Source organism: Micromonospora vulcania (assembly GCF_042658605.1).
Lineage (GTDB): Bacteria > Actinomycetota > Actinomycetes > Mycobacteriales > Micromonosporaceae > Micromonospora > Micromonospora vulcania.
This window is the reverse complement of record NZ_JBHSQS010000010.1, coordinates 263,380-281,267: the sequence shown is the minus strand read 5'-3', so window position 1 is coordinate 281,267 and position 17,888 is coordinate 263,380. Positions and strand designations below refer to the sequence as shown.

Below are 17,888 nucleotides of genomic sequence, written 5' to 3'. Positions count from 1 at the left end.
GGGGGGGGGGGGGCGGGGGGGGGGGGCGGGGGGGGGGGGGGGGGGGCGGGGCGGGGGGGGGCGGGGCGGGGGGGGGGGCGGTTAGGTGAGGCGGAAGCGGGGTTGGCCGTTGGGCGGGAGGTCGAGGCGGGGGGTTACCGGGGTGGCGGCATCGCGATCGGCCGCCGCCTGTGCCACGCCGGCGAGGTCGCCGGCCGCCGCCACCTGGGCCAGGGTGACCAGGGTGGGCGGCAGCATGGTCAGCTCGCCCGCCTGGGCTCGGGCCAGCGCGTCCGCCGGGCGGATCCACATGGTGTGGTCGGCCTCGCCGGAGACGTCCCGGGTCCGCTGCCCGGCCGGCAGCAGAGCCACGAAGAAGTACGTGTCGAAGCGGCGCGGCTCGAACTCCGGGGTGATCCAGCGGCTCCACGGCAGTAGTAGGTCCGACCGGAGCGTCAGTCGCCGGTCGGCGAGCAGCGCCGCGAAGCCCACCCGCCGCCCCTCCAGGTCCTGCCGGGCGGCCTCCCAGTCGTCGCCGCTGACGTCGCCCACCACGGTCGCCTGGTCCGGGCCGGCGAGCAGTACGCCGGCCTCCTCGAAGACCTCCCGGGCGGCGGCGCAGACCACCGCCTGGGCCGCGGCCGGGGCCACCCCGAGACGCCCCGCCCAGTCGCTCGGTGTCGGCCCAGCCCAATCCGGGTGTGCCTCGGAGTCGGAGCGGTCCACCCCGCCGCCGGGGAAGGCGTACATCCCGCCGAAGGTCATCGCGGCGACCCGGCGGATGACGTACACCTCGAAGTCGGTGTCGGTCGGACGCAGCAGCAGCACGGTGGCCGCGACCCGGGGCACCGCCGGGGTGCCGCCCTCGGCCTGGAACCGGCGGGCGTGCTCGACCAGGGCGGCGGGGGCGGCGAAGCCGTCGCTGTCGATCGTCATGCCGCGAGCCTAGTTCCCCAGCCGGCCGACGCGGGCTGGCCCGGGCGCCGGCCGGCGCCGCCGGACCGCCGACCCTCCACACGCCCCCTTTGCTCTGCTTCAATCCAGGCAACAAGGACGTCCGGTCACTGTTGCGTCCGTTGAAGCAGTGCAAAGGGCGGAGAAGAGGTCCCCCGCCCTGCGGCGGTCGGGAGCACACCGGGGTCCCGACGGATGCATTGGGCGGCGACCGACCAGCGGGCGGTTCACCTGGCTGGGCTAGCGTGCCGGCATGACTCGTTGGGGCATCCTGGCCACCGGCCACATCGCCAGCCGTTTCGCCGAAGACCTCCGGCTGGTGCCGGACGCCGAGCTGGTCGCGGTCGGCTCGCGCGCCGTGGAGAGCGCGCAGCGCTTCGCCGACACGTACGGCGCGAAGCGCGCTTACGGCTCCTGGGTGGAGTTGGCCGCCGATCCCGAGGTCGACGCGATCTACGTGGCGACCCCGCATTCCGCGCACCACGAGGCGGCGATGACCTGCCTGACGGCTGGGCGGCCGGTGTTGCTGGAGAAGCCGTTCACCCTCGACCTGGCGAGCAGCACCGAACTGGTGGACACCGCCCGCGCCGCAGAGGTCTTCCTCATGGAGGCCATGTGGATGCGGACGAACCCGCTGATCCTGCGGGCCGCCGAGCTGGTCGCGCAGGGCGCCATCGGCACGGTGAGCAGCGTCCGCGCCGACTTCGGAGTGGCCGGGCCGTTCCCGCCGGAACACCGGATGCGCAACGCCGCTCTGGGTGGGGGTGCCCTGCTCGACCTGGGGGTGTACCCGATCAGCCTGGCCCATCTGCTGCTCGGCACGCCGCAGCACATCCGGTCCTGGGCACAGCTCGGCCCGGAGGGGACGGACGAGAACACCGGCATTCTGTTCGGCTACGACAACGGCGCGCTGGCCACCCTGAGCTGCGGCATGGTCGGGTCGAGCGGGGTGTCCGCCTCGATCACCGGCAGCACGGGCCGGATCGACCTGCCGGAGCCGTTCTTCCGCCCGGGTGCGCTGATCCTGCACCGGGATGGCGCCGAGCCGGAGACGATCGTCGACGAGGGTATCGGTGGCGGCTATCAGTACGAGGCGATCGAGGTGCAGCGCTGCCTGGCCGCCGGGCTGACCGAGAGCCCGCTGGTGCCGCACGCCACGACGCTTGAGGTGATGGCCCTGCTGGACACGATCCGCGAGCAGATCGGGGTGCGCTACGAGTGAAGGAGGGGTCCCTTACTAACGCTGGACGTTAGTAAGGGACCCCTCCTTCAACTTCTTCAACCACGACCGATCAGCCGAAGAGCGGCCGGACCAGTAGGTAGGCGACGCAGGCGATCAGCGCGGCGGCCGGGAACGTGATGATCCAGGCGAGCACGATGTTGCCGGCGACGTTCCAACGGACGGCGGAGAGCCGCTTGGTCGCGCCCACACCCATGATCGCCGAGGTGATGGTGTGGGTGGTGGAGATCGGTGCCTTGAGCACCAGGGCGTTGAAGTAGAGCACCGCGCTGGCGACCGTCTCGGCGGCGAAGCCCTCCGGCGGGCCGAGGTCGATGATCTTGCGACCAAGGGTACGGATGATCCGCCAACCGCCGGAGTAGGTGCCGAGCGCCAGCATCGTGGCGGAGGTCCAGAACACCCAGCCCGGGATGTGCGTCTTGCTCTCCTGGAATCCGCCGGTGTAGAGCGCCAGCACCACGATGCCCATGGTCTTCGCGGCGTCCTGCATACCGTGGCCGACCGACATGGCCGCCGCCGAGAGGGTCTGCGCCCAGCGGAAGCCCCGGTTGAGCTTGCCCGGCTGCCCCTTACGGAACAGCCAGAGGATGGCCAGCATCAGCAGGTAGCCGAGGGTGAGGCCGACGATCGGCGAGAGCACCATCGGCAGGATGACCTTCTCGCCGATGTTGCCCCACTGCACGATGCCGCCGCTGGCCAGCAGGGTCGCCCCGACCAGGCCGCCGAAGAGGGCGTGCGAGGAGGACGACGGCAGGCCGAAGTACCAGGTGATCAGGTTCCAGGCGATCGCCCCGAGCACCCCGGCGAAGACCACCCCCAGGCTGCCCACCCCGGTCGGCAGCGTGACCAGGCCATCGCCGACGGTCTTGGCCACCCCGGCGCCGAAGTGCGCGCCGATGAAGTTGCCGACCGCGGCCAGCAGCAGGGCGATCCTGGGTGTCAGTGCCCGGGTCGAGACGCTGGTGGCGATCGCGTTCGCAGCGTCATGGAAGCCGTTCGTATAGTCGAACGCCATGGCGGCGACGATCACCGCCAGCACGGCGATGAGTTCGGGAGTCAGAGTCACCGGCTCAGGACTCCTTGACGGCGATCGTCTCGACTGTGTTGGCCACGTGCTCGAAGGCGTCGCAGGCGGCCTCCAGCTCGTCGGCGACCTCCTTCATCTTCAGCACCGTCAACGCGTCGTACTCGCCGGAGAAGAGGCGGACGAGCAGCTGCCGGTTGATCCGGTCGCCCTCGTTCTCCAGCCGGTTGCACTCGATCCAGTAGTCCTCGAGGTCCTTCATCGACTGCAGGCGGGGCATCGCCTCGGCGGTCAGCTTGGCCTGCTGGTCGAGCACGTTCACCATCTCGTGCAGCTCGCGGGGCAGTGCCGGCAACTCGGTCAGGCCATAGAGGTAGAGCAGGTCGCCGACCGCTTCCAGGTGGTCCATCACGTCGTCCAGCAGCGAGCCGAGCCGGTAGATGTCCTCCCGGTCGAACGGCGTGATGAAGGTAGAGTTGATCTTCTTGTACAGCTCGTGGGTGATCTGGTCGCTGTCGTGCTCGACCTCGGTCAGCCGCTCGCTGACCGACTGCACGTCGACGCCGGGCAGGGCCAGTTCGTTCAGCAGCGTGGTGCCCCGGACCAGGTTCTGCGCGGCCCTGGTGAAGAGCTCGTAGAAGGCGCCCTCGGTGGGGCGGAAGGAAAACTTCACAGCACAGACCTCGTCGCGTCGGTGGAAGGGTGGCGACGCCCGTCGGACGCCCGCTCTGGGAATGCTAGGAAACGACAGATCCACGAATTCGCCGGCCCACCCCTGGCCAGGCCGCATTCACCGATCGTTCACCTGACGTTCATCTCGGAGGCCGCATCCGCCCCCGCTCCCCCAGCTCGCAACCGCTCCCGCTCGTGCGCCAGGTCGAAATCGGCAGGCGGATACCCGAGATCGAGCGTGTCGAACGTCTCCCGCAGCAGGTGGGAGACCGCCCAGTCCCGGTACCACTTGCGGTCCGCCGGCACCACGAACCAGGGCGCTTCATCCGGGCCGCACCGGCTCAGCGCCTCGGCGTACGCGGCCTGGTAGTCGTCCCACTGAGCCCGGGAGTCGACGTCCGAGGGGTTGTACTTCCAGTGCTTACGCGGATCGGTGAGCCGCTCCAGCAGCCGCTCGCCCTGCTCCGCGTACGAAATGTGCAGCATCACCTTGATCAGGGTCACCCCGTCGCCGGCCAACTCCCGCTCGAAGGAGTTGATCTCGTCGTAGCGGGCCCGCCAGGTGGCGTCGGGCACCAGCGAGCCGACCCGGGCGATCAGGACGTCCTCGTAGTGCGACCGGTTGAACACCCCGACGTACCCGGGCGGCGGCAGCGCCCGGCGGATCCGCCACAGGAAGTCGTGCCGCAGCTCCTGCGGGGTCGGCGGGCCGAACGAACGGATGTGCAGGCCCAGCGGGTTCATCGCGCCGGCCACCCGCTTGATCGTGCCGTCCTTGCCGCCACAGTCCATCGCCTGGAGCACCAGCAGTACCCGCTGCGCCGGCCGGTCCGAGTCGGCCTTGGCCATCGCGAAGAGCATCTCCTGCTGTCGGCCCAGCTCCGCGCCGACCGACTCCACCTGCGTACGGGCCCAGGCCTTGCGCTGCTCACCGGTCACCTTGCCGGACGGGAGGCCGGGCATGGACCGAGGATCGATCGCGCCGAGATCCACCGGGGCGGTGACCCGCAGCAATTCCCGCATGGAGCCGCCGTCCGGTGCCACGATCTGCGCTTCCTGGGGTGCGCTCATCCTCGGATCATCGCCCACCCGCAGTCCATCCGCCCGCCGAGCGCCACCCCGCGTACGGGCAGCCACCTCCGGGTCCGCCGGGACGGCCGGCTCGCGGGAGGATGTGTACGGGACACGGGTACCAACCGGTCGGGATGGGTGGTGGGTCATGCGGGACCTGGCGACGGAGTTCGAGGCCGAGCGGGGTCGACTGCTCGCGGTGGCCCACCGGATGCTGGGCAGCCGCAGCGAGGCTGAGGACGCGGTGCAGGAGACCTGGCTTCGTTACGCCGGGGCGCTCGCCGACCCGGCGGCCCGCGCCGAGATTCGCGAGCTGTCCGCCTGGCTGACCACCACCTGCGCCCGGATCTGCCTGGACGTGCTCCGCTCGGCCCGGGTCCGCCGGGAGGCGTACCCCGGTCAGTGGCTGCCGGAGCCGGTGGTGAGCCCGCTGGGCACGTCGAACGACGCGTACGCCCCCGACCCGGCCGAGCGGGCGGTGCGCACCGATCAGGTCGGCACGGCGCTGCTGGTGGTGCTGGAGCGGCTCGCGCCGGAGCAGCGGGTCGCCTTCGTGCTGCACGACGTGTTCGCGGTGCCGTTCGCCCGGGTCGCCGAGGTGCTCGGCACCACCGACGTGGCCGCCCGGCAGCTCGCCTCCCGGGCCCGGCGGGCGGTCTCCGCGCCGGACCTGCCCCGGCACACCGCCGACCCGGCCGAACAGCGCCGGGTGGTCGCCGCGTTCGTGGCCGCCACCGAGTCCGGCGAGCTGGATCAACTGCTCCAGGTGCTCGCCCCGGAGGTGGTCTTCGTGGGCGACTCCGGTGGGCATTTCCCGGCGGCCCGCCGGCCGGTGCTCGGCGCGCAGGCGGTGGGCCGCTTCGCGCTCGGCCTGTTCGGTCGGGCCGGCCGCTACACCAGCCGGGTGCTGGCCCGGCCGGTGCTGGTGGACGGCGTGCTCGGCCTTCAGATGGAGACCGTGTATTCCGATGGCCGGCCGCTGCGCCTGGTCACCGCGTTCGCCGTGGACCAGGGACGGATCACCGCGATCTTCAACCAGCTCAACCCGGAGAAGCTCACCACCCTGCCGCCGCTGGACGACGACGACCACTGGCCGCCGAGCTGGTGAGCCGACCGGCCCGAGCGCCCGCGCGGGCTCAGACCACCAGGGCCAACCATTTGCGGTACGAGGTGGCGAACGGCTCGGTGCCGTCACCGAGCGCGCCGAACAGGCGCTGGGCCGCCGCCTCGGCCTCGGCCACCACGTCGTCCGGGTAGCCGTACCGGACGCGGTGCTCGGCGAACTCGTCCTCGTCGAGCAGCTCGACCAGGCCGGTGGTGCGGCGCCGGACCACGTCCAGGTCCAGGTCGATCAGGTGGACCAGCTCGTCGGACTCCCAGCGGGCCGGGGTGGCGATGTCGCAGTAGACCTCGCTGGTCCGGGGCGGTGGGTTGAACATGCCCGTCCACCAGGCGTGGTGCGGCACCAGCAGGACGAACGGGATCTTCTCCACGGACGGACGGCCGTGGTAGACCGACTCGGTGCCGGCCGGCACGCCGAGCCAGATGCCGAGGTCGTCCTCGGCGAGCCGGCGGGCCGGGTAGTCGCGGTGGGCGCTGCCGTCGTACTTGCGGTAGATCACGCGGACCATGTCGCTCGGCATGATTCGCACCCTAACCGATACCGCCCACCCCGCGTAGCACGGCCATAAGCGGACGGCGACGACCGGAGTCGGCCGACCGGTGCGGTACCGCGCCACGCGGGCGGATGGGCGCAGTCGGTGTCGGCCGCGACAGGTACCGTCGCACGGTGACTCCGCCCCGCACCGCCACCGGTTCCGCCACCCCGTCGGCCCGTGGTGGAAGCCGGCGGCGGGGCGCCAAGCACAGCGGCACCGACCTGCTGGCGGCTGCGGTCGGCGCGGTGCCCGGTGGCGCGGCCCGCCCGGGCCAGCAGCAGATGACCACGGCGATCGAGGACTGCGTGACCAGCGGCGAGCACCTGCTCGTCCAGGCCGGCACCGGCACCGGCAAGTCGCTCGCATACCTGGCGCCGGCGCTCACCGTGGACGGCCCGGTGGTGGTCTCCACCGCCACCCTGGCGTTGCAGTCCCAACTGGTCGACCACGACCTGCCCCGGCTTGCCGACGCGGTCGAGCCGCTGCTCGGCCGCCGGCCCACCTTCGCGGTGCTCAAGGGCCGCCACCACTACCTCTGCCTGGCCCGACTGGACAACTCCAATGAGGAGGAGCCGGAGGACACCCTCTTCGACGCTCCGGCCGCGCGCCCCGGCGGCGGCACGAAGTGGCTCGGCGAGGCGGGCCGGATGGGCAAGCAGATCCAGCGGCTACGCGACTGGGCCGACAAGACCGCCACCGGCGACCGGGACGAGCTGGACCCAGGCGTCGACGACCAGGCCTGGCGGCTCGTCTCGATGCCGGCCCGGGAGTGCGTCGGTGCGACCCGGTGCCCGTTCGGCGCGGAGTGCTTCGCCGAGGCGTCCCGGGCGCGGGCTCGTGAGGCCGACATCGTGGTGACCAACCACAGCCTGCTCGCGGTCGACATGCTGGCCGACCGGCACATCGTGCCGCCGCACAAGCTGCTCATCGTCGACGAGGCGCACGAGTTGGCCGACCGGGTCTCCTCGGCGGCCCAGGCGGAGCTGGTGCCGGAGCTGATCGACCGGTCCACCCGGCGGGCCCGCCCGCTGCTGCGGCCGGAGACCGCCGAGGCCCTCACCGCGGCCGGCGACGCCCTCGCGGTCGGGCTGGCCGAGGCACCGGCCGGCCGGCTCACCGCCGGTCTGCCGACGCCGCTTCGCGAGGCGTGCACGCTGCTCGACTCGGCCACCCGCGCCGCGCTCGACGCGATCGGTGAGGTCAAGTCCGACGATCCCGACCCGGTCCGCAAGCAGCAGGCCAAGGCCGTGCTGGACGAGCTCTCCACCACCGCGCAGCGGCTGCTGGAGGAGGCCGACCACGACGTGGCCTGGGTGGAGAAGAACGACAGCGGCAGCCGGCGGGCACTGGTGGTCGCGCCGCTGTCGGTCGCCGGCACGCTCGCCACCCATCTGTACGACGAGCGCACCGTGGTCGCCACCTCGGCCACCCTCGCGCTCGGCGGCCGGTTCGACACGGTGGCCCGCGCCCTCGGGCTGGACGCGCCGCCGCCCACTCCGCCGTCCCCGGCCGCCGCCGCGCAGGCCGCCCGCACCGGCCCGGGTCGCCCGGCCGCCGAGGCTCCCGGCCGCCGGCTGGCCGGCGACGCGTCGGCGGGTGTCGCCGTGCCCGCGACCGAGGGTCCGGGTTGGCGCTCGTTGGACGTGGGTTCGCCGTTCGACTACGCACGCCAGGGCATCCTGTACGTCGCGTCGCACCTGCCCCGGCCCAGCGTCTCCGGGCTGCCCGAGGCGGCGGGTGAGGAGCTGCTCGGGCTGGTCGAGGCGCTCGGTGGTCGTACCCTCGGGCTCTTCTCCTCCCGACGGGCCGCGCAGCAGGCGGCGGAGCTGCTGCGCGCGCGGACCGACCTGCCGGTGCTGCTGCAGGGCGAGGAGGCACTGCCACTGCTGGTCCGCCGGTTCCGTGAGGAGCGCTCCAGCTGCCTCTTCGGGGTGATGTCGCTCTGGCAGGGCGTGGACGTGCCCGGTGACGCCTGCCAGCTCGTGGTCATCGACCGGTTGCCCTTTCCGCGGCCGGACGAGCCGCTGGCGGCGGCCCGCGCCGCGGCCGTGGACGCGGGCGGCGGCTCCGGCTTCGCGGCGGTCAGCGTGCCGATCGCGGCGGTCCGACTGGCCCAGGGCGTGGGTCGGCTGATCCGGGCGACCGGCGACCGGGGCGTGGTCGCGGTGCTCGACTCCCGGCTGGAGACCGCCCGCGGCTACGGGCCGTTCCTGCGTCGCTCGCTGCCGCCGTTCTGGTACACCACCCGCCCCGAGGTGGCCCGCGGCGCCCTGCAGCGCCTGGCCACCGCCTGACGCCGTCAGGGGGCGTGTGAGGCGACGACCACGGCGTCGGGTGGGGTGTCCGGGACGGTTCGGGCGACCAGTCGGCGGATTGCCGTGTTCAACACGGCGATCAGTGGCACGGAGACCAGCGCGCCGGTGATCCCGGCGAGCACCACCCCGGCGGCGATCCCGATGATCACCGCGAGCGGGTGGAGGGCCACCGCGCGTCCCATGATCAGCGGCTGGAGGATGTGACCCTCCACCTGCTGCACGCCGATCACCGCGCCCAGGATGACCAGTGCGGTGACCGGGCCGCTGTCGACCAGCGCCACCAGCACCGCCACGCCTCCGGAGAGCGCCGCACCGACGATCGGGATGAACGCCCCGAGGAAGACCAGCGCGGCCAGCGGGAAGGCGAACGGGACGTCGAAGATGACCAGGAAGATGCCGATGCCGACCGCGTCGATGAAGGCGACCAGCACGGTGGCCCGGACGTACGCGACCAGCGTCTGCCACGAGGCACGGCCGGCGTCGTCGACCTTCCAGCGAGCCGCCACCGGCAGCAGCCGGACCAGGAAGCGCCAGATCCGGCTGCCGTCCCGGAGGAAGAAGAACGTGGCGAAGAGCACCAGCAGCGTGCCGGTCAGCACCTCGGCCAGCGTGGCCGCGGTGCTCAGGGCGCCGCTGGTGAACTTCGAGGTGTTGCCGTTGATCCAGCTCTGCGCCTCGTCGATGTAGCCGTCGAGTTGGGTGTCGGAGAGGTGCAGCGGGCCAGTCTTGAGCCAGTTCTGGATCTGCCGGACGCCCTCCGAGGACTTCTCGCTCAGCTCCGGCACCCCCCGGATGAACTCGTTGACCACCAGGGTGAGCGTGCCGATCACCGCCGCCAGCCCGCCGACCAGTACGACCGCTGTCGCGAGTGACCGGGGCAGCCGGGCCCGCAGCAGCCAGCCCACCGCCGGCGCGAGCAGCGCCGAGAGCAGCAGTGCGATGGCCAGCGGAATGATCACGATCTTGACGGTGCTGACGATCCGGAGCAGCGCCCAGGCCACCAACCCAATCACGATCAGCCGCCAGCACCAGGCGGCGGCGATCCGCAGCCCGTGCGGCACATGGGCGTCGTCCCGGCTGGCGGTCGTGCTGTGCGCCTGCACCGGAGGCTCCGCGCCGACGACCTCGGCCGTCGGAGGCGCGACCGGCCCCGGCGCGTCCGGCGAGGCAACCCGGGCGGATTCCGGGACGTCGATCAAGTCGCTCCGGTCGGTGCTCACCGGCTCCCGTCGCGACTCGTAGGCGCGGCGGAGCCGCCCGCGTACCCGCTCGAAGCGACTCAAGCGCACCTCCTGGCAGAGAAACCGGTCCGCCCACGGCGACAGGTCGGACAGCATACGTCCGTTCCCGACACCGTAGGGCAGTTCCGCTACACAATGCCCCGGCCGTCCCGGGCGTAACCACCAGCGATCGGCCGTCGCCGACACGGTAGCGTCTGCCAGGTGACCGCCGACCAGGATCTCGACGCCGGCCTGCCGATCCGCCTGCTGCACGACCGGGTGCTGGTACGGATGGAGGGCAGCGAGGGCGAGCGCCGCTCCACCGCCGGCATCGTCATCCCCGCGACCGCCGCGGTCGGCAAGCGCCTCGCCTGGGCCACCGCCGTCGGGGTGGGGCCGAACGTCCGGGCCATCGTCTCCGGTGACCGGGTGCTCTTCGACCCGGACGACCGCTCCGAGGTCGAGTTGCACGGCCGTGGCTACGTGCTGCTGCGCGAGCGCGACGTACACGCCGTGGCCGCCGAGCGGGTCGACAACGACTCCACCGGCCTCTACCTCTGACGTACCTCCCCCGCCGGTTCCGGTGGCGCGACCCCCCAGCGCGGGGCCGGCCGTACGCCGAGCGGCGGCGGCCCGCCGTTTGCCTGGCCGCACGGCGGGAAGCCAGCCGGCGACCGTGGCCCTGGGGAGGGACGATGCCGATTTTCGTCAAGAAGCTGCTGACCTGGGGCAGCGTCGCGTTCCTGATCTACTTCATGGCCTTTCGGCCAGACGGTGCCGCGCAGTTGTTCAAGGGGATCGGGGCAGCGCTGATGGCGATGGCCCAGGGCCTCGGCGACTTCCTCACCACCCTGATGACCTGACCGAACGGCCTTCGGCAGACCTGACCCGCACGGCCGCCGGGCCGCCGTCAGTGCTGACCGGGCGACCAGGGCACGGCCGGTCGCGGGCCGTACCAGCCGGGTGGGGCGTAGCCCGGCGGCGGTGGTGGCGGGGCCAGCACCACGGGGATCGGCACCACCGGCTCGTCCGGAGCGGCCACCGCGCGCTGCGACCCGTCCGGGAACCGCAGGTGGTAGCGGCTGCCGTCCCAGACCCCGACCGGCGCCTGCGGGTCCCGACCGACGAAGAACGACCGGTACGCGGTGATCGCCTCCAGCAGCTCCCGCTCCTCCCGGGCAGTCCGTTCCAGGTCGGAGGGCTTGCGATCCAGGCCCCGCAGCGTCCCGTCCCGCAACAGGGCCAGCCGGGTGGCGGCGAACTGGTAGCCGCGCATCGCCCGCACACCGGCGTCCCCGGCCACCCGGCGGGCCCAACTGCGGGCCGCGTGCCGACGGCCGAGGCTGCTCAACGCAGCCACCTCGGGCGGGCTGAGCCAGCCGGCGCGTACGTAGTCCGGCAGCGTCCGCTCGGTGAGCCGCCCCTCCCACGCGCGCAGCCACACCGCCAGGCCCACCATGCCGAAGAAGATCGGGACCATCAGGCCGAGGAAGCCGTACAACATGATCACCGCCTCGCCGGTGGCCTGGGTCAGCGTCGGCAGCAGGTTCCAGGTGCCGTGCAGCATCATCGCCAGCAACAGGCCGGCGATCGGGGCGAACACCCGGACCCGTCGATCGGCCGCCCGCGCCGCGACACCCAGCCCCACACCGGTCATCGAGGTGAAGAGCGGATGGGCGAACCCGAACAGCAGGATCCGGACGATGAAGATGGCGATGACCTGCTGGGTCCCGGTCGCCGGCCCGTACCGGTCGGCACCGCTCGCGTAGCCGTACCCGCCCAGGTAGAGGATGTTCTCCACCATGGCGAAGCCGACCGCCGAGAGCCCGCAGTAGACTAGGCCGTCGGTGATCCCCGACCACTCCCGGCGGCGGAACACCAGCAGCAGGATCGGGCCGAGAGCCTTGGTCAGCTCCTCGATGAACGGCGCCACCAGCACCCCGGTCAGCGCGGCCGGCAACCCCCAGTCGTCGAACCGGGCGGCGGCGAACTCGTTCACGGTGAGCGAGGCGGCTGTGGAGACGAACGCTCCCCAGGCGAAGCAGAAGATCAGGTACTTGAGCGGCTCCGGCTCGTACCGGTCCAGCCACAGGAAGCAGGCGACCAGCACCGGCACCGGCAGGATCGCGGCGACGACCCCGATCAGCAGCGCCCGTACGCCGAGCGACTGGCCGAGCGTGAAGACCATGAACACGGCGCACGCGGCGATGAAGAGCACCACCCCGGCCAGCACCAGGAACCGCCGCCAGCCCAGCCGGCGCAACGGCATCCGGGGCGCCTCGCCGGCGGACGGCTCGATGGGCACGGGCGGCGACGGAGGCAGGGGTGCACCGGGCGGGGTGTCGGCCATGCGGTCAGCGTAGCCATCCGCCGCCGACTGGTCCGGCCGCATCGGCAGCCGCTATGCTGCCCGGAGGTCACGAGCGCCAGCGTCAAGCCCCGGCTTGCTGGCCGGCAACCCTCGTCGAGTTCGCGGTGGGGTGCCCCGGGTGATGACCGGGCCCAGCCCGATCGGCGTGCTGGGCAAGCGCGGACCCCGTCCCGACGTGCACCCGGGGTCCCTGACCCCGGAGGTTCCGGCGTGTCCGTCACTCTCGTACCCTCGCTGCCCACCCGCTCCGTCGCCGCGCCCGCGCCCGCCGCGCCGGCACCGCTCGACGTGCTCGGCGTACCGGGCGAGATCAACCTGGACTACGCGGCCACCGCGCCGTGCGCGCGGGCCGCCGCCGACGCGGTGACCGAACTGCTGCCCTGGTACGCCAGCGTGCACCGCGGCGCGGGAGCGCTGTCCCGGCGCAGCACGCTGGCCTACGAGCAGGCCCGCCAGACGATCGGCGACTTCTTCGGCGCCCGCGCCGAAGACCACGTGATCTTCACCCGCAACACCACCGACGCACTCAACCTGCTGGCCCGGGCGCTACCCGCCGGCACGACGGTGGTCACCTTCGCCGGGGAGCACCACGCCAACCTGCTGCCCTGGCCGCGCGGCTCGGTCCGGCTGCCGGTGCCCACCGACCCCGACGGGGCGGTACGCGCGCTCGCCGCCGCCCTCACCGAGCTGCGCCGGGACAGCAACCCGGCGCTGCCGGTGCTGGTCGCGGTGACCGGAGCGAGCAACGTGACCGGCGAGCGCTGGCCGGTCGCCGAGCTGGCCCGGGTGGCGCACCGGCACGGCGCCCGGATCGTCCTCGACGCCGCACAGCTCGCCCCGCATGCCCCGGTCGACCTGCTCGCGCTCGACGTGGACTACCTGGCGGTCTCCGGCCACAAGCTGTACGCGCCGTTCGGCGCGGGCGTGCTGATCGGCCGGGCGGACTGGCTGGACGCCGCCCCGCCGTACCTGGCCGGTGGCGGCGCGACCCGGCACGTCGGCCCGGCCACCCACGACGTGACCTGGGTGACCGGCCCGGCCCGGCACGAGGGTGGCACCCCGAACCTGCTCGGCGCGGTGGCGCTGGCCGCGGTGTGTACGGCGCTGACCGACGCGGACCGGGCCGCGCTGGCCGCCCGCGAGCAGGCGCTGCTGGCCCGGCTGCGGACCGGTATCGCCGCCCTGCCGCACGTGGTGGAGCTGCGCACCTTCGGCGCGGACGCGCCCCGGGTCGGCATCGTCTCGTTCGTGGTCGCCGGAAAGGACTCCGCTGAGGTGGCCGCCCGGCTGGCCGCCGAGCACCGGATCGGCGTACGGGACGGGCTGTTCTGTGCCCACCCGCTGGCCCGGCGGCTGCTCGCCGAGGCGGCGGGACGTACCGGCCTGCGGGACCTGCCGCCCACCGCGCTGCGCGCCAGCATCGGCCTGGGCAGCACCACCGCCCAGGTGGACCGGCTGCTAGCCGCCCTCGCCGCGCTGAGCTGAGCCCGGCCCGCCAAGCGTTAGCGCCGGCCTGCCACGCGTTACCGCCGGCCTGCCACGCGTTACCGCCGGCCTGCCACGCGTTAGCGCCGGCCTGCCACGCGTTAGCGCCGGCCTGCCACGCGTTAGGAAGGGCCCCTTCCTATACCTGAGACGTTAGGAGGGGGCCCTTCCTTGCACTTGTCAGCCGACCGGTGGTGCGGCGGGGGGTTTGGGGGGCTCGCCCGGCTCGGGTCCTCCGGCGGCCGGCCGCTCCTGCTCACCGAAGGCGTCACGGATGCACCGGTTCGCCTCCTCCTGCTCGATGCCCGAGGCCACCAGCAGGTCACTTGCCGTGGTCCGGACCTGGGCGATCACCACGCTGCCCGAGAAGCCGACCCCGGCACCGTACGCCCGGCCGGCCTCGCTGACCGCGCGCAGCGACCGTTCCCGGGCCTTCTGCGGGTCCTCGCCGACGGAGAACTCGTGCTTGAGCAGCCGGACCGACTCGGCGAGGTGCCTGATCGCGTCCGGCATCGGATCGGGGACCGGCTCGTCGTCCTCGATCAGCGTGACGGACCGACGGATCAGCGTGCCGGTGTTGCGCATCGCCCGGTCGATCGGGTCCGCCGCCGCCGCGTAGTGGACCAGTTCGCTGCGTCGGTGCCAGCGGGCCGGAGAGAGGGTAGCGGTCTCCTTCGCCCCCTCGATCGCCTCGGCGAACGTGGCCAGTTCCTCCTTGTTGTTGCGCAGCCGCTCCAGCGCCCGCTGGACGCTGGCGCGGTCCCGGTTGCGCAACCCGTCGGCGGTGGCGTCGAGCTGGGCGGCGAGCAGGTCCAGCGCCGGCCGGGCAGCACGGTTGATCACCCGTAGCGGGTTCAGCGGCAGTAGCACCGCCGTCACCAGCAGCGCGACCCCACCGCCGAGGAACGCGTCCACGAAGCGCGGGATCTCCAGGTTCTGGGTTGACGGGCTCAGCGTGACGATCAGGACCGCCGTGGCCGCCGCCTGGATGACGATGGCCACGCTGGCCCCGGCGAAGATGGTCAGCAGGATCGCCACCGTGACCACCACCCCGAGCTGCCACGCACCGGTGCCGACCAGATAGATCAGGAAGTCGCCGATGCCCACCCCGATCCCGACCCCGGCGATCAGCTCCACGGTCCGGCGGAACCGCTGGCCGACGGACGCGGCCAGGGTGCCGACCGCCGAGATCGGCGCGAAGACCGGCTGCGGGTTGCCGAGCACCTTGTGCGAGATCAGGTACGCCAGGCCGGCGGCCAACCCGGCCTGTACGGCCAGACCGCCGGCCATCCGTACCCGGTGCAGCCGATCGTGCAGGGTGGCCCGGCCGCGATGGCGCAGTTGCTCGGTGGCCTCGGCGATCCGCGCGCCGTCGATGTCCACCAGTCCCTCACGCAGCGCGGTACGTCGCATCAGCGGGGGGCGTTTGTCCCGGGCCACGGCCATGGGCGCGACTACCCGAGGCGCGCCCGCTGAATCCTCCCGTTCCGTGCGCTCCGGTCGGATACGGCAGACTCGGGCGGTGATCGATCTGTTGGACCGCTGGCGGGCAGCCGCCCGAGGTGCCGGAGCGCGGCCCGACGCGGGTGTGACCCGGGCCGGCGAGGAGTTGCTCGCCCGGTGGCGGGAGCCGCACCGGCGCTACCACACGGTGACCCACCTGACCGCCGTACTTGACGTGGTGGACCGGCACGCCGGGCCGGCCGATCGGGCCGACCTGGTCCGGCTGGCGGCCTGGTGCCACGACGCGATCTACGACCCGCGCGCGACGGGCGACGCCAACGAACGGGACAGCGCCACGCTGGCCACGGACCTGCTCACCGGGCTCGGGGTGCCGTCGCCCGCGGTGGCCGAGGTACGCCGACTGGTGCTGCTCACCGCCGGGCACGTGGTGGCGCTGGGCGACCGGGACGGCGCCCTGCTCTGCGACGCGGACCTCGCCGTGCTGGCGGCACCGCCGGCCGCGTACGACCGCTACGCGGCGGCGATCCGCCAGGAGTACGCGCACGTGCCGGAGCCAGCCTTCCGACTCGGACGGGCCGGGGTGCTCAACGGGCTGTTGGCGCTGCCCGCGCTCTTTCGCCTGCCGGCGCTGGCGCAGCGGTGGGAGCAGCCGGCCCGGGCCAACCTGCGCCGCGAGCTGACCACGCTCACCGCTGCCGACTGACCAGGTGCTTCGGGCGGCGCAGTCCAGCGTCGCGGAGCAGCCGGACCAGTTCCCGGCTCGGCACCTCCCGGGCACCGAGCCACACCGCCGCCGCGAACCGCTCGGCCGGGATGTCGTAGTGGTCCCGGTCGAAGCCGCGCCGGGGTGCGCCCAGCGCCTCCGCGAAGGCGTGCAGCTCGGCGTACGAGACGTCGCTGATCAGGTGCGACCAGAGGCGGCCACGCCACGGCCAGGCAGGCCGGTCCAGGTAGAGCATGGTGCCCAAGCTAGCCCGCGTAGTCGATCATGTTGATGATCGGCGGTCGGCGACCTAGCCTCAGCTGCATGGCCGCCACCCCACTCCTCGACGACCTGCGCGCGGCGCTGGGCGAGAACGCCGTGCTCACCGACCCGGACCTGCTGCGTACGCATCAACGGGACGAGGCCGACCTCTGCGCCGCCGGCACCCCGCTGGTGGTGACCCGCCCACGGGACACCGAGCAGGTGGTCGCGGTGGTCCGGGCGGCGGCACGGCACGGCGTACCCGTGGTGCCGCAGGGCGCGCGGACCGGGCTGGCCGGCGCGGCGAACGCGGTGGACGGCGCGGTGGTGTTGAGCACCGTCGCGATGGACGAGATTCGGGAGATCGACCCGGTGAGCCGGATCGCGGTGGTCCAGCCGGGTGTGGTCAACGCGACGCTGGCCGCCGCGGTGGCCAAGCAGGGGCTCTGGTACCCGCCGGACCCCGGCTCCTGGGAGTCGTCCACGATCGGCGGCAACGTGGCCACCAACGCCGGCGGCATGTGCTGCGTCAAGTACGGCGTGACCACCGAGTACGTGCTCGGCCTGGAGGTGGTGCTCGCCTCCGGCGAGGTGCTGCGCACCGGCCGGCGTACCGCCAAGGGGGTGGCCGGGTACGACCTCACCCGGCTCTTCGTCGGTTCGGAGGGCACCCTCGGGGTGATCACCGAGGTGACCGTCGCGCTGCGGCCCGCCCCGGCGGACTCGCTGACCCTGGTGGCCGTCTTCCCGTCCACCACGGCGGCCGGCACGGCGGTGGCCGAGATCGCCGCCCGGGGGCTCACTCCCAGCCTGCTGGAGCTGCTGGATCAGACCCACCTGCGCGCGATCGAGGCGTACCAGCCGATGGGGCTGCGTACCGACGCGCAGGCCCTGCTGCTGGCCGCCGCCGACACCGGGGCCCGGGCCGCCGACGACCTGGCCGACCTGGCCGAGGTGTGCGAGGCGGCCGGCGCCGACGAGGTCTACGCGGCCACCGATGCGGTCGAGGCGGCGGCACTCCTACAGGCCCGGCGGCTGGCTCATCCGGCGATGGAGAAGTTCGCGGCGGACGCGTACCCGGGTGGCAACGGTGGGCTGGTGATCGACGATGTGGCCGTACCGCGCGGCTCGCTCGCCGCGCTGCTGGACGGGGTAGCCCGGATCGCGGCGGACTGCGACGTGCCGATCGGTGTCGTGGGGCACGCCGGCGACGGCAACATGCACCCGAACATCGTGATCGACCGGGCCGATCCGGCGAGCTTGGAACGGGGCCGGCGGGCGTTCGACCTGATTATGCAGCTCGGCCTCGACCTGGGCGGCACCTGCACCGGCGAGCACGGGGTGGGACTACTCAAGCGGGACTGGCTGGCCCAGGAGATCGGGCCGATCGGCGTCCGGGTGCACCAGGCGATCAAGTCGGCGCTGGATCCGGCGGGCCTGCTCAACCCCGGCAAGGTGCTCTGACCTCGTC

17 protein-coding genes and 1 riboswitch are annotated in these 17,888 nt (G+C 73.0%); of the genes, 8 read left to right on the top strand and 9 right to left on the bottom strand.

Annotated elements, in window-relative coordinates; all coding sequences use genetic code 11:
* Positions 1–81 precede the first annotated feature (81 nt).
* The gene (locus ACFQGL_RS19170; protein WP_377513541.1) at positions 82–915 is read right to left on the bottom strand and encodes an NUDIX hydrolase; all 834 of its coding nucleotides are present in this window, start codon (positions 913–915) and stop codon (positions 82–84) included.
* Positions 916–1,186: 271 nt separating this feature from the next.
* On the opposite strand from ACFQGL_RS19170, the gene ACFQGL_RS19165 reads away from it, so the two are divergent.
* Complete coding sequence (locus ACFQGL_RS19165; protein ID WP_377513540.1) at positions 1,187–2,155, top strand: Gfo/Idh/MocA family protein; 969 nt, start codon at positions 1,187–1,189, stop codon at positions 2,153–2,155.
* 70 nt (positions 2,156–2,225) lie between these two features.
* Here ACFQGL_RS19165 and ACFQGL_RS19160 read toward each other — a convergent pair whose 3' ends face one another.
* From ACFQGL_RS19160 to ACFQGL_RS19150, 3 genes are all read right to left on the bottom strand, one after another.
* Positions 2,226–3,233 carry an inorganic phosphate transporter gene (locus ACFQGL_RS19160; protein WP_377513552.1) on the bottom strand — a complete coding sequence of 336 codons (1,008 nt, stop codon included), beginning with the start codon at positions 3,231–3,233 and terminating at the stop codon, positions 2,226–2,228.
* 10 nt (positions 3,234–3,243) lie between these two features.
* Entirely contained in the window at positions 3,244–3,870 is a 627-nt protein-coding gene (locus ACFQGL_RS19155; protein ID WP_377513539.1) for a DUF47 domain-containing protein, read from the bottom strand.
* 128 nt (positions 3,871–3,998) lie between these two features.
* Positions 3,999–4,940 (bottom strand): PPK2 family polyphosphate kinase, encoded by a 942-nt coding sequence (locus ACFQGL_RS19150; protein ID WP_377513538.1) that lies wholly within the window; start codon positions 4,938–4,940, stop codon positions 3,999–4,001.
* A 148-nt stretch (positions 4,941–5,088) separates the two neighbouring features.
* Here ACFQGL_RS19150 and sigJ point away from each other — a divergent pair, with 148 nt between their 5' ends.
* Positions 5,089–6,048: an RNA polymerase sigma factor SigJ gene (sigJ, locus tag ACFQGL_RS19145; protein WP_377513537.1), complete on the top strand. Its 960-nt coding sequence runs from the start codon at positions 5,089–5,091 to the stop codon at positions 6,046–6,048.
* Between the two features lie 28 nt (positions 6,049–6,076).
* Here the strand turns inward: sigJ and ACFQGL_RS19140 are convergent, their stop codons facing one another.
* Positions 6,077–6,583, bottom strand: coding sequence for a DUF402 domain-containing protein (locus ACFQGL_RS19140; RefSeq protein ID WP_377513536.1), 507 nt, complete (start codon positions 6,581–6,583; stop codon positions 6,077–6,079).
* A 104-nt stretch (positions 6,584–6,687) separates the two neighbouring features.
* Between ACFQGL_RS19140 and ACFQGL_RS19135 the strand changes: the two genes are divergently transcribed.
* Positions 6,688–8,892, top strand: a complete 2,205-nt coding sequence (locus ACFQGL_RS19135) for an ATP-dependent DNA helicase (protein ID WP_377513535.1) — start codon at positions 6,688–6,690, stop codon at positions 8,890–8,892.
* Between the two features lie 5 nt (positions 8,893–8,897).
* On the opposite strand, the gene ACFQGL_RS19130 is transcribed toward ACFQGL_RS19135, so the two are convergent.
* The gene (locus tag ACFQGL_RS19130) at positions 8,898–10,250 is read right to left on the bottom strand and encodes an AI-2E family transporter (protein WP_377513534.1); all 1,353 of its coding nucleotides are present in this window, start codon (positions 10,248–10,250) and stop codon (positions 8,898–8,900) included.
* 105 nt (positions 10,251–10,355) lie between these two features.
* On the opposite strand from ACFQGL_RS19130, the gene ACFQGL_RS19125 reads away from it, so the two are divergent.
* Together ACFQGL_RS19125 and ACFQGL_RS19120 are read left to right on the top strand one after the other, a co-directional pair.
* Entirely contained in the window at positions 10,356–10,694 is a 339-nt protein-coding gene (locus ACFQGL_RS19125) for a GroES family chaperonin (RefSeq protein WP_377513533.1), read from the top strand.
* 134 nt (positions 10,695–10,828) lie between these two features.
* Complete coding sequence (locus ACFQGL_RS19120; RefSeq protein ID WP_377513532.1) at positions 10,829–10,996, top strand: hypothetical protein; 168 nt, start codon at positions 10,829–10,831, stop codon at positions 10,994–10,996.
* A 47-nt stretch (positions 10,997–11,043) separates the two neighbouring features.
* Here ACFQGL_RS19120 and ACFQGL_RS19115 read toward each other — a convergent pair whose 3' ends face one another.
* A complete protein-coding gene (locus ACFQGL_RS19115; RefSeq protein WP_377513531.1) occupies positions 11,044–12,525 on the bottom strand; it encodes a PrsW family intramembrane metalloprotease in 1,482 nt (493 codons plus the stop codon).
* 23 nt (positions 12,526–12,548) lie between these two features.
* Positions 12,549–12,669, top strand: a riboswitch (SAM riboswitch).
* Positions 12,670–12,714: 45 nt separating this feature from the next.
* Between ACFQGL_RS19115 and ACFQGL_RS19110 the strand changes: the two genes are divergently transcribed.
* Positions 12,715–13,989 (top strand): aminotransferase class V-fold PLP-dependent enzyme, encoded by a 1,275-nt coding sequence (locus ACFQGL_RS19110; protein WP_377513530.1) that lies wholly within the window; start codon positions 12,715–12,717, stop codon positions 13,987–13,989.
* Positions 13,990–14,169: 180 nt separating this feature from the next.
* On the opposite strand, the gene ACFQGL_RS19105 is transcribed toward ACFQGL_RS19110, so the two are convergent.
* Complete coding sequence (locus ACFQGL_RS19105) at positions 14,170–15,402, bottom strand: FUSC family protein (RefSeq protein ID WP_377513529.1); 1,233 nt, start codon at positions 15,400–15,402, stop codon at positions 14,170–14,172.
* 109 nt (positions 15,403–15,511) lie between these two features.
* Here ACFQGL_RS19105 and ACFQGL_RS19100 point away from each other — a divergent pair, with 109 nt between their 5' ends.
* Complete coding sequence (locus ACFQGL_RS19100) at positions 15,512–16,156, top strand: HD domain-containing protein (RefSeq protein WP_377513528.1); 645 nt, start codon at positions 15,512–15,514, stop codon at positions 16,154–16,156.
* Here ACFQGL_RS19100 and ACFQGL_RS19095 read toward each other — a convergent pair.
* Positions 16,140–16,412, bottom strand: coding sequence for a DUF4031 domain-containing protein (locus ACFQGL_RS19095; RefSeq protein WP_377513527.1), 273 nt, complete (start codon positions 16,410–16,412; stop codon positions 16,140–16,142). The genes ACFQGL_RS19100 and ACFQGL_RS19095 overlap by 17 nt on opposite strands.
* A gap of 68 nt (positions 16,413–16,480) precedes the next feature.
* On the opposite strand from ACFQGL_RS19095, the gene ACFQGL_RS19090 reads away from it, so the two are divergent.
* A complete protein-coding gene (locus ACFQGL_RS19090; protein ID WP_377513526.1) occupies positions 16,481–17,881 on the top strand; it encodes an FAD-binding oxidoreductase in 1,401 nt (466 codons plus the stop codon).
* The last annotated feature ends 7 nt before the right edge of the window (positions 17,882–17,888 follow it).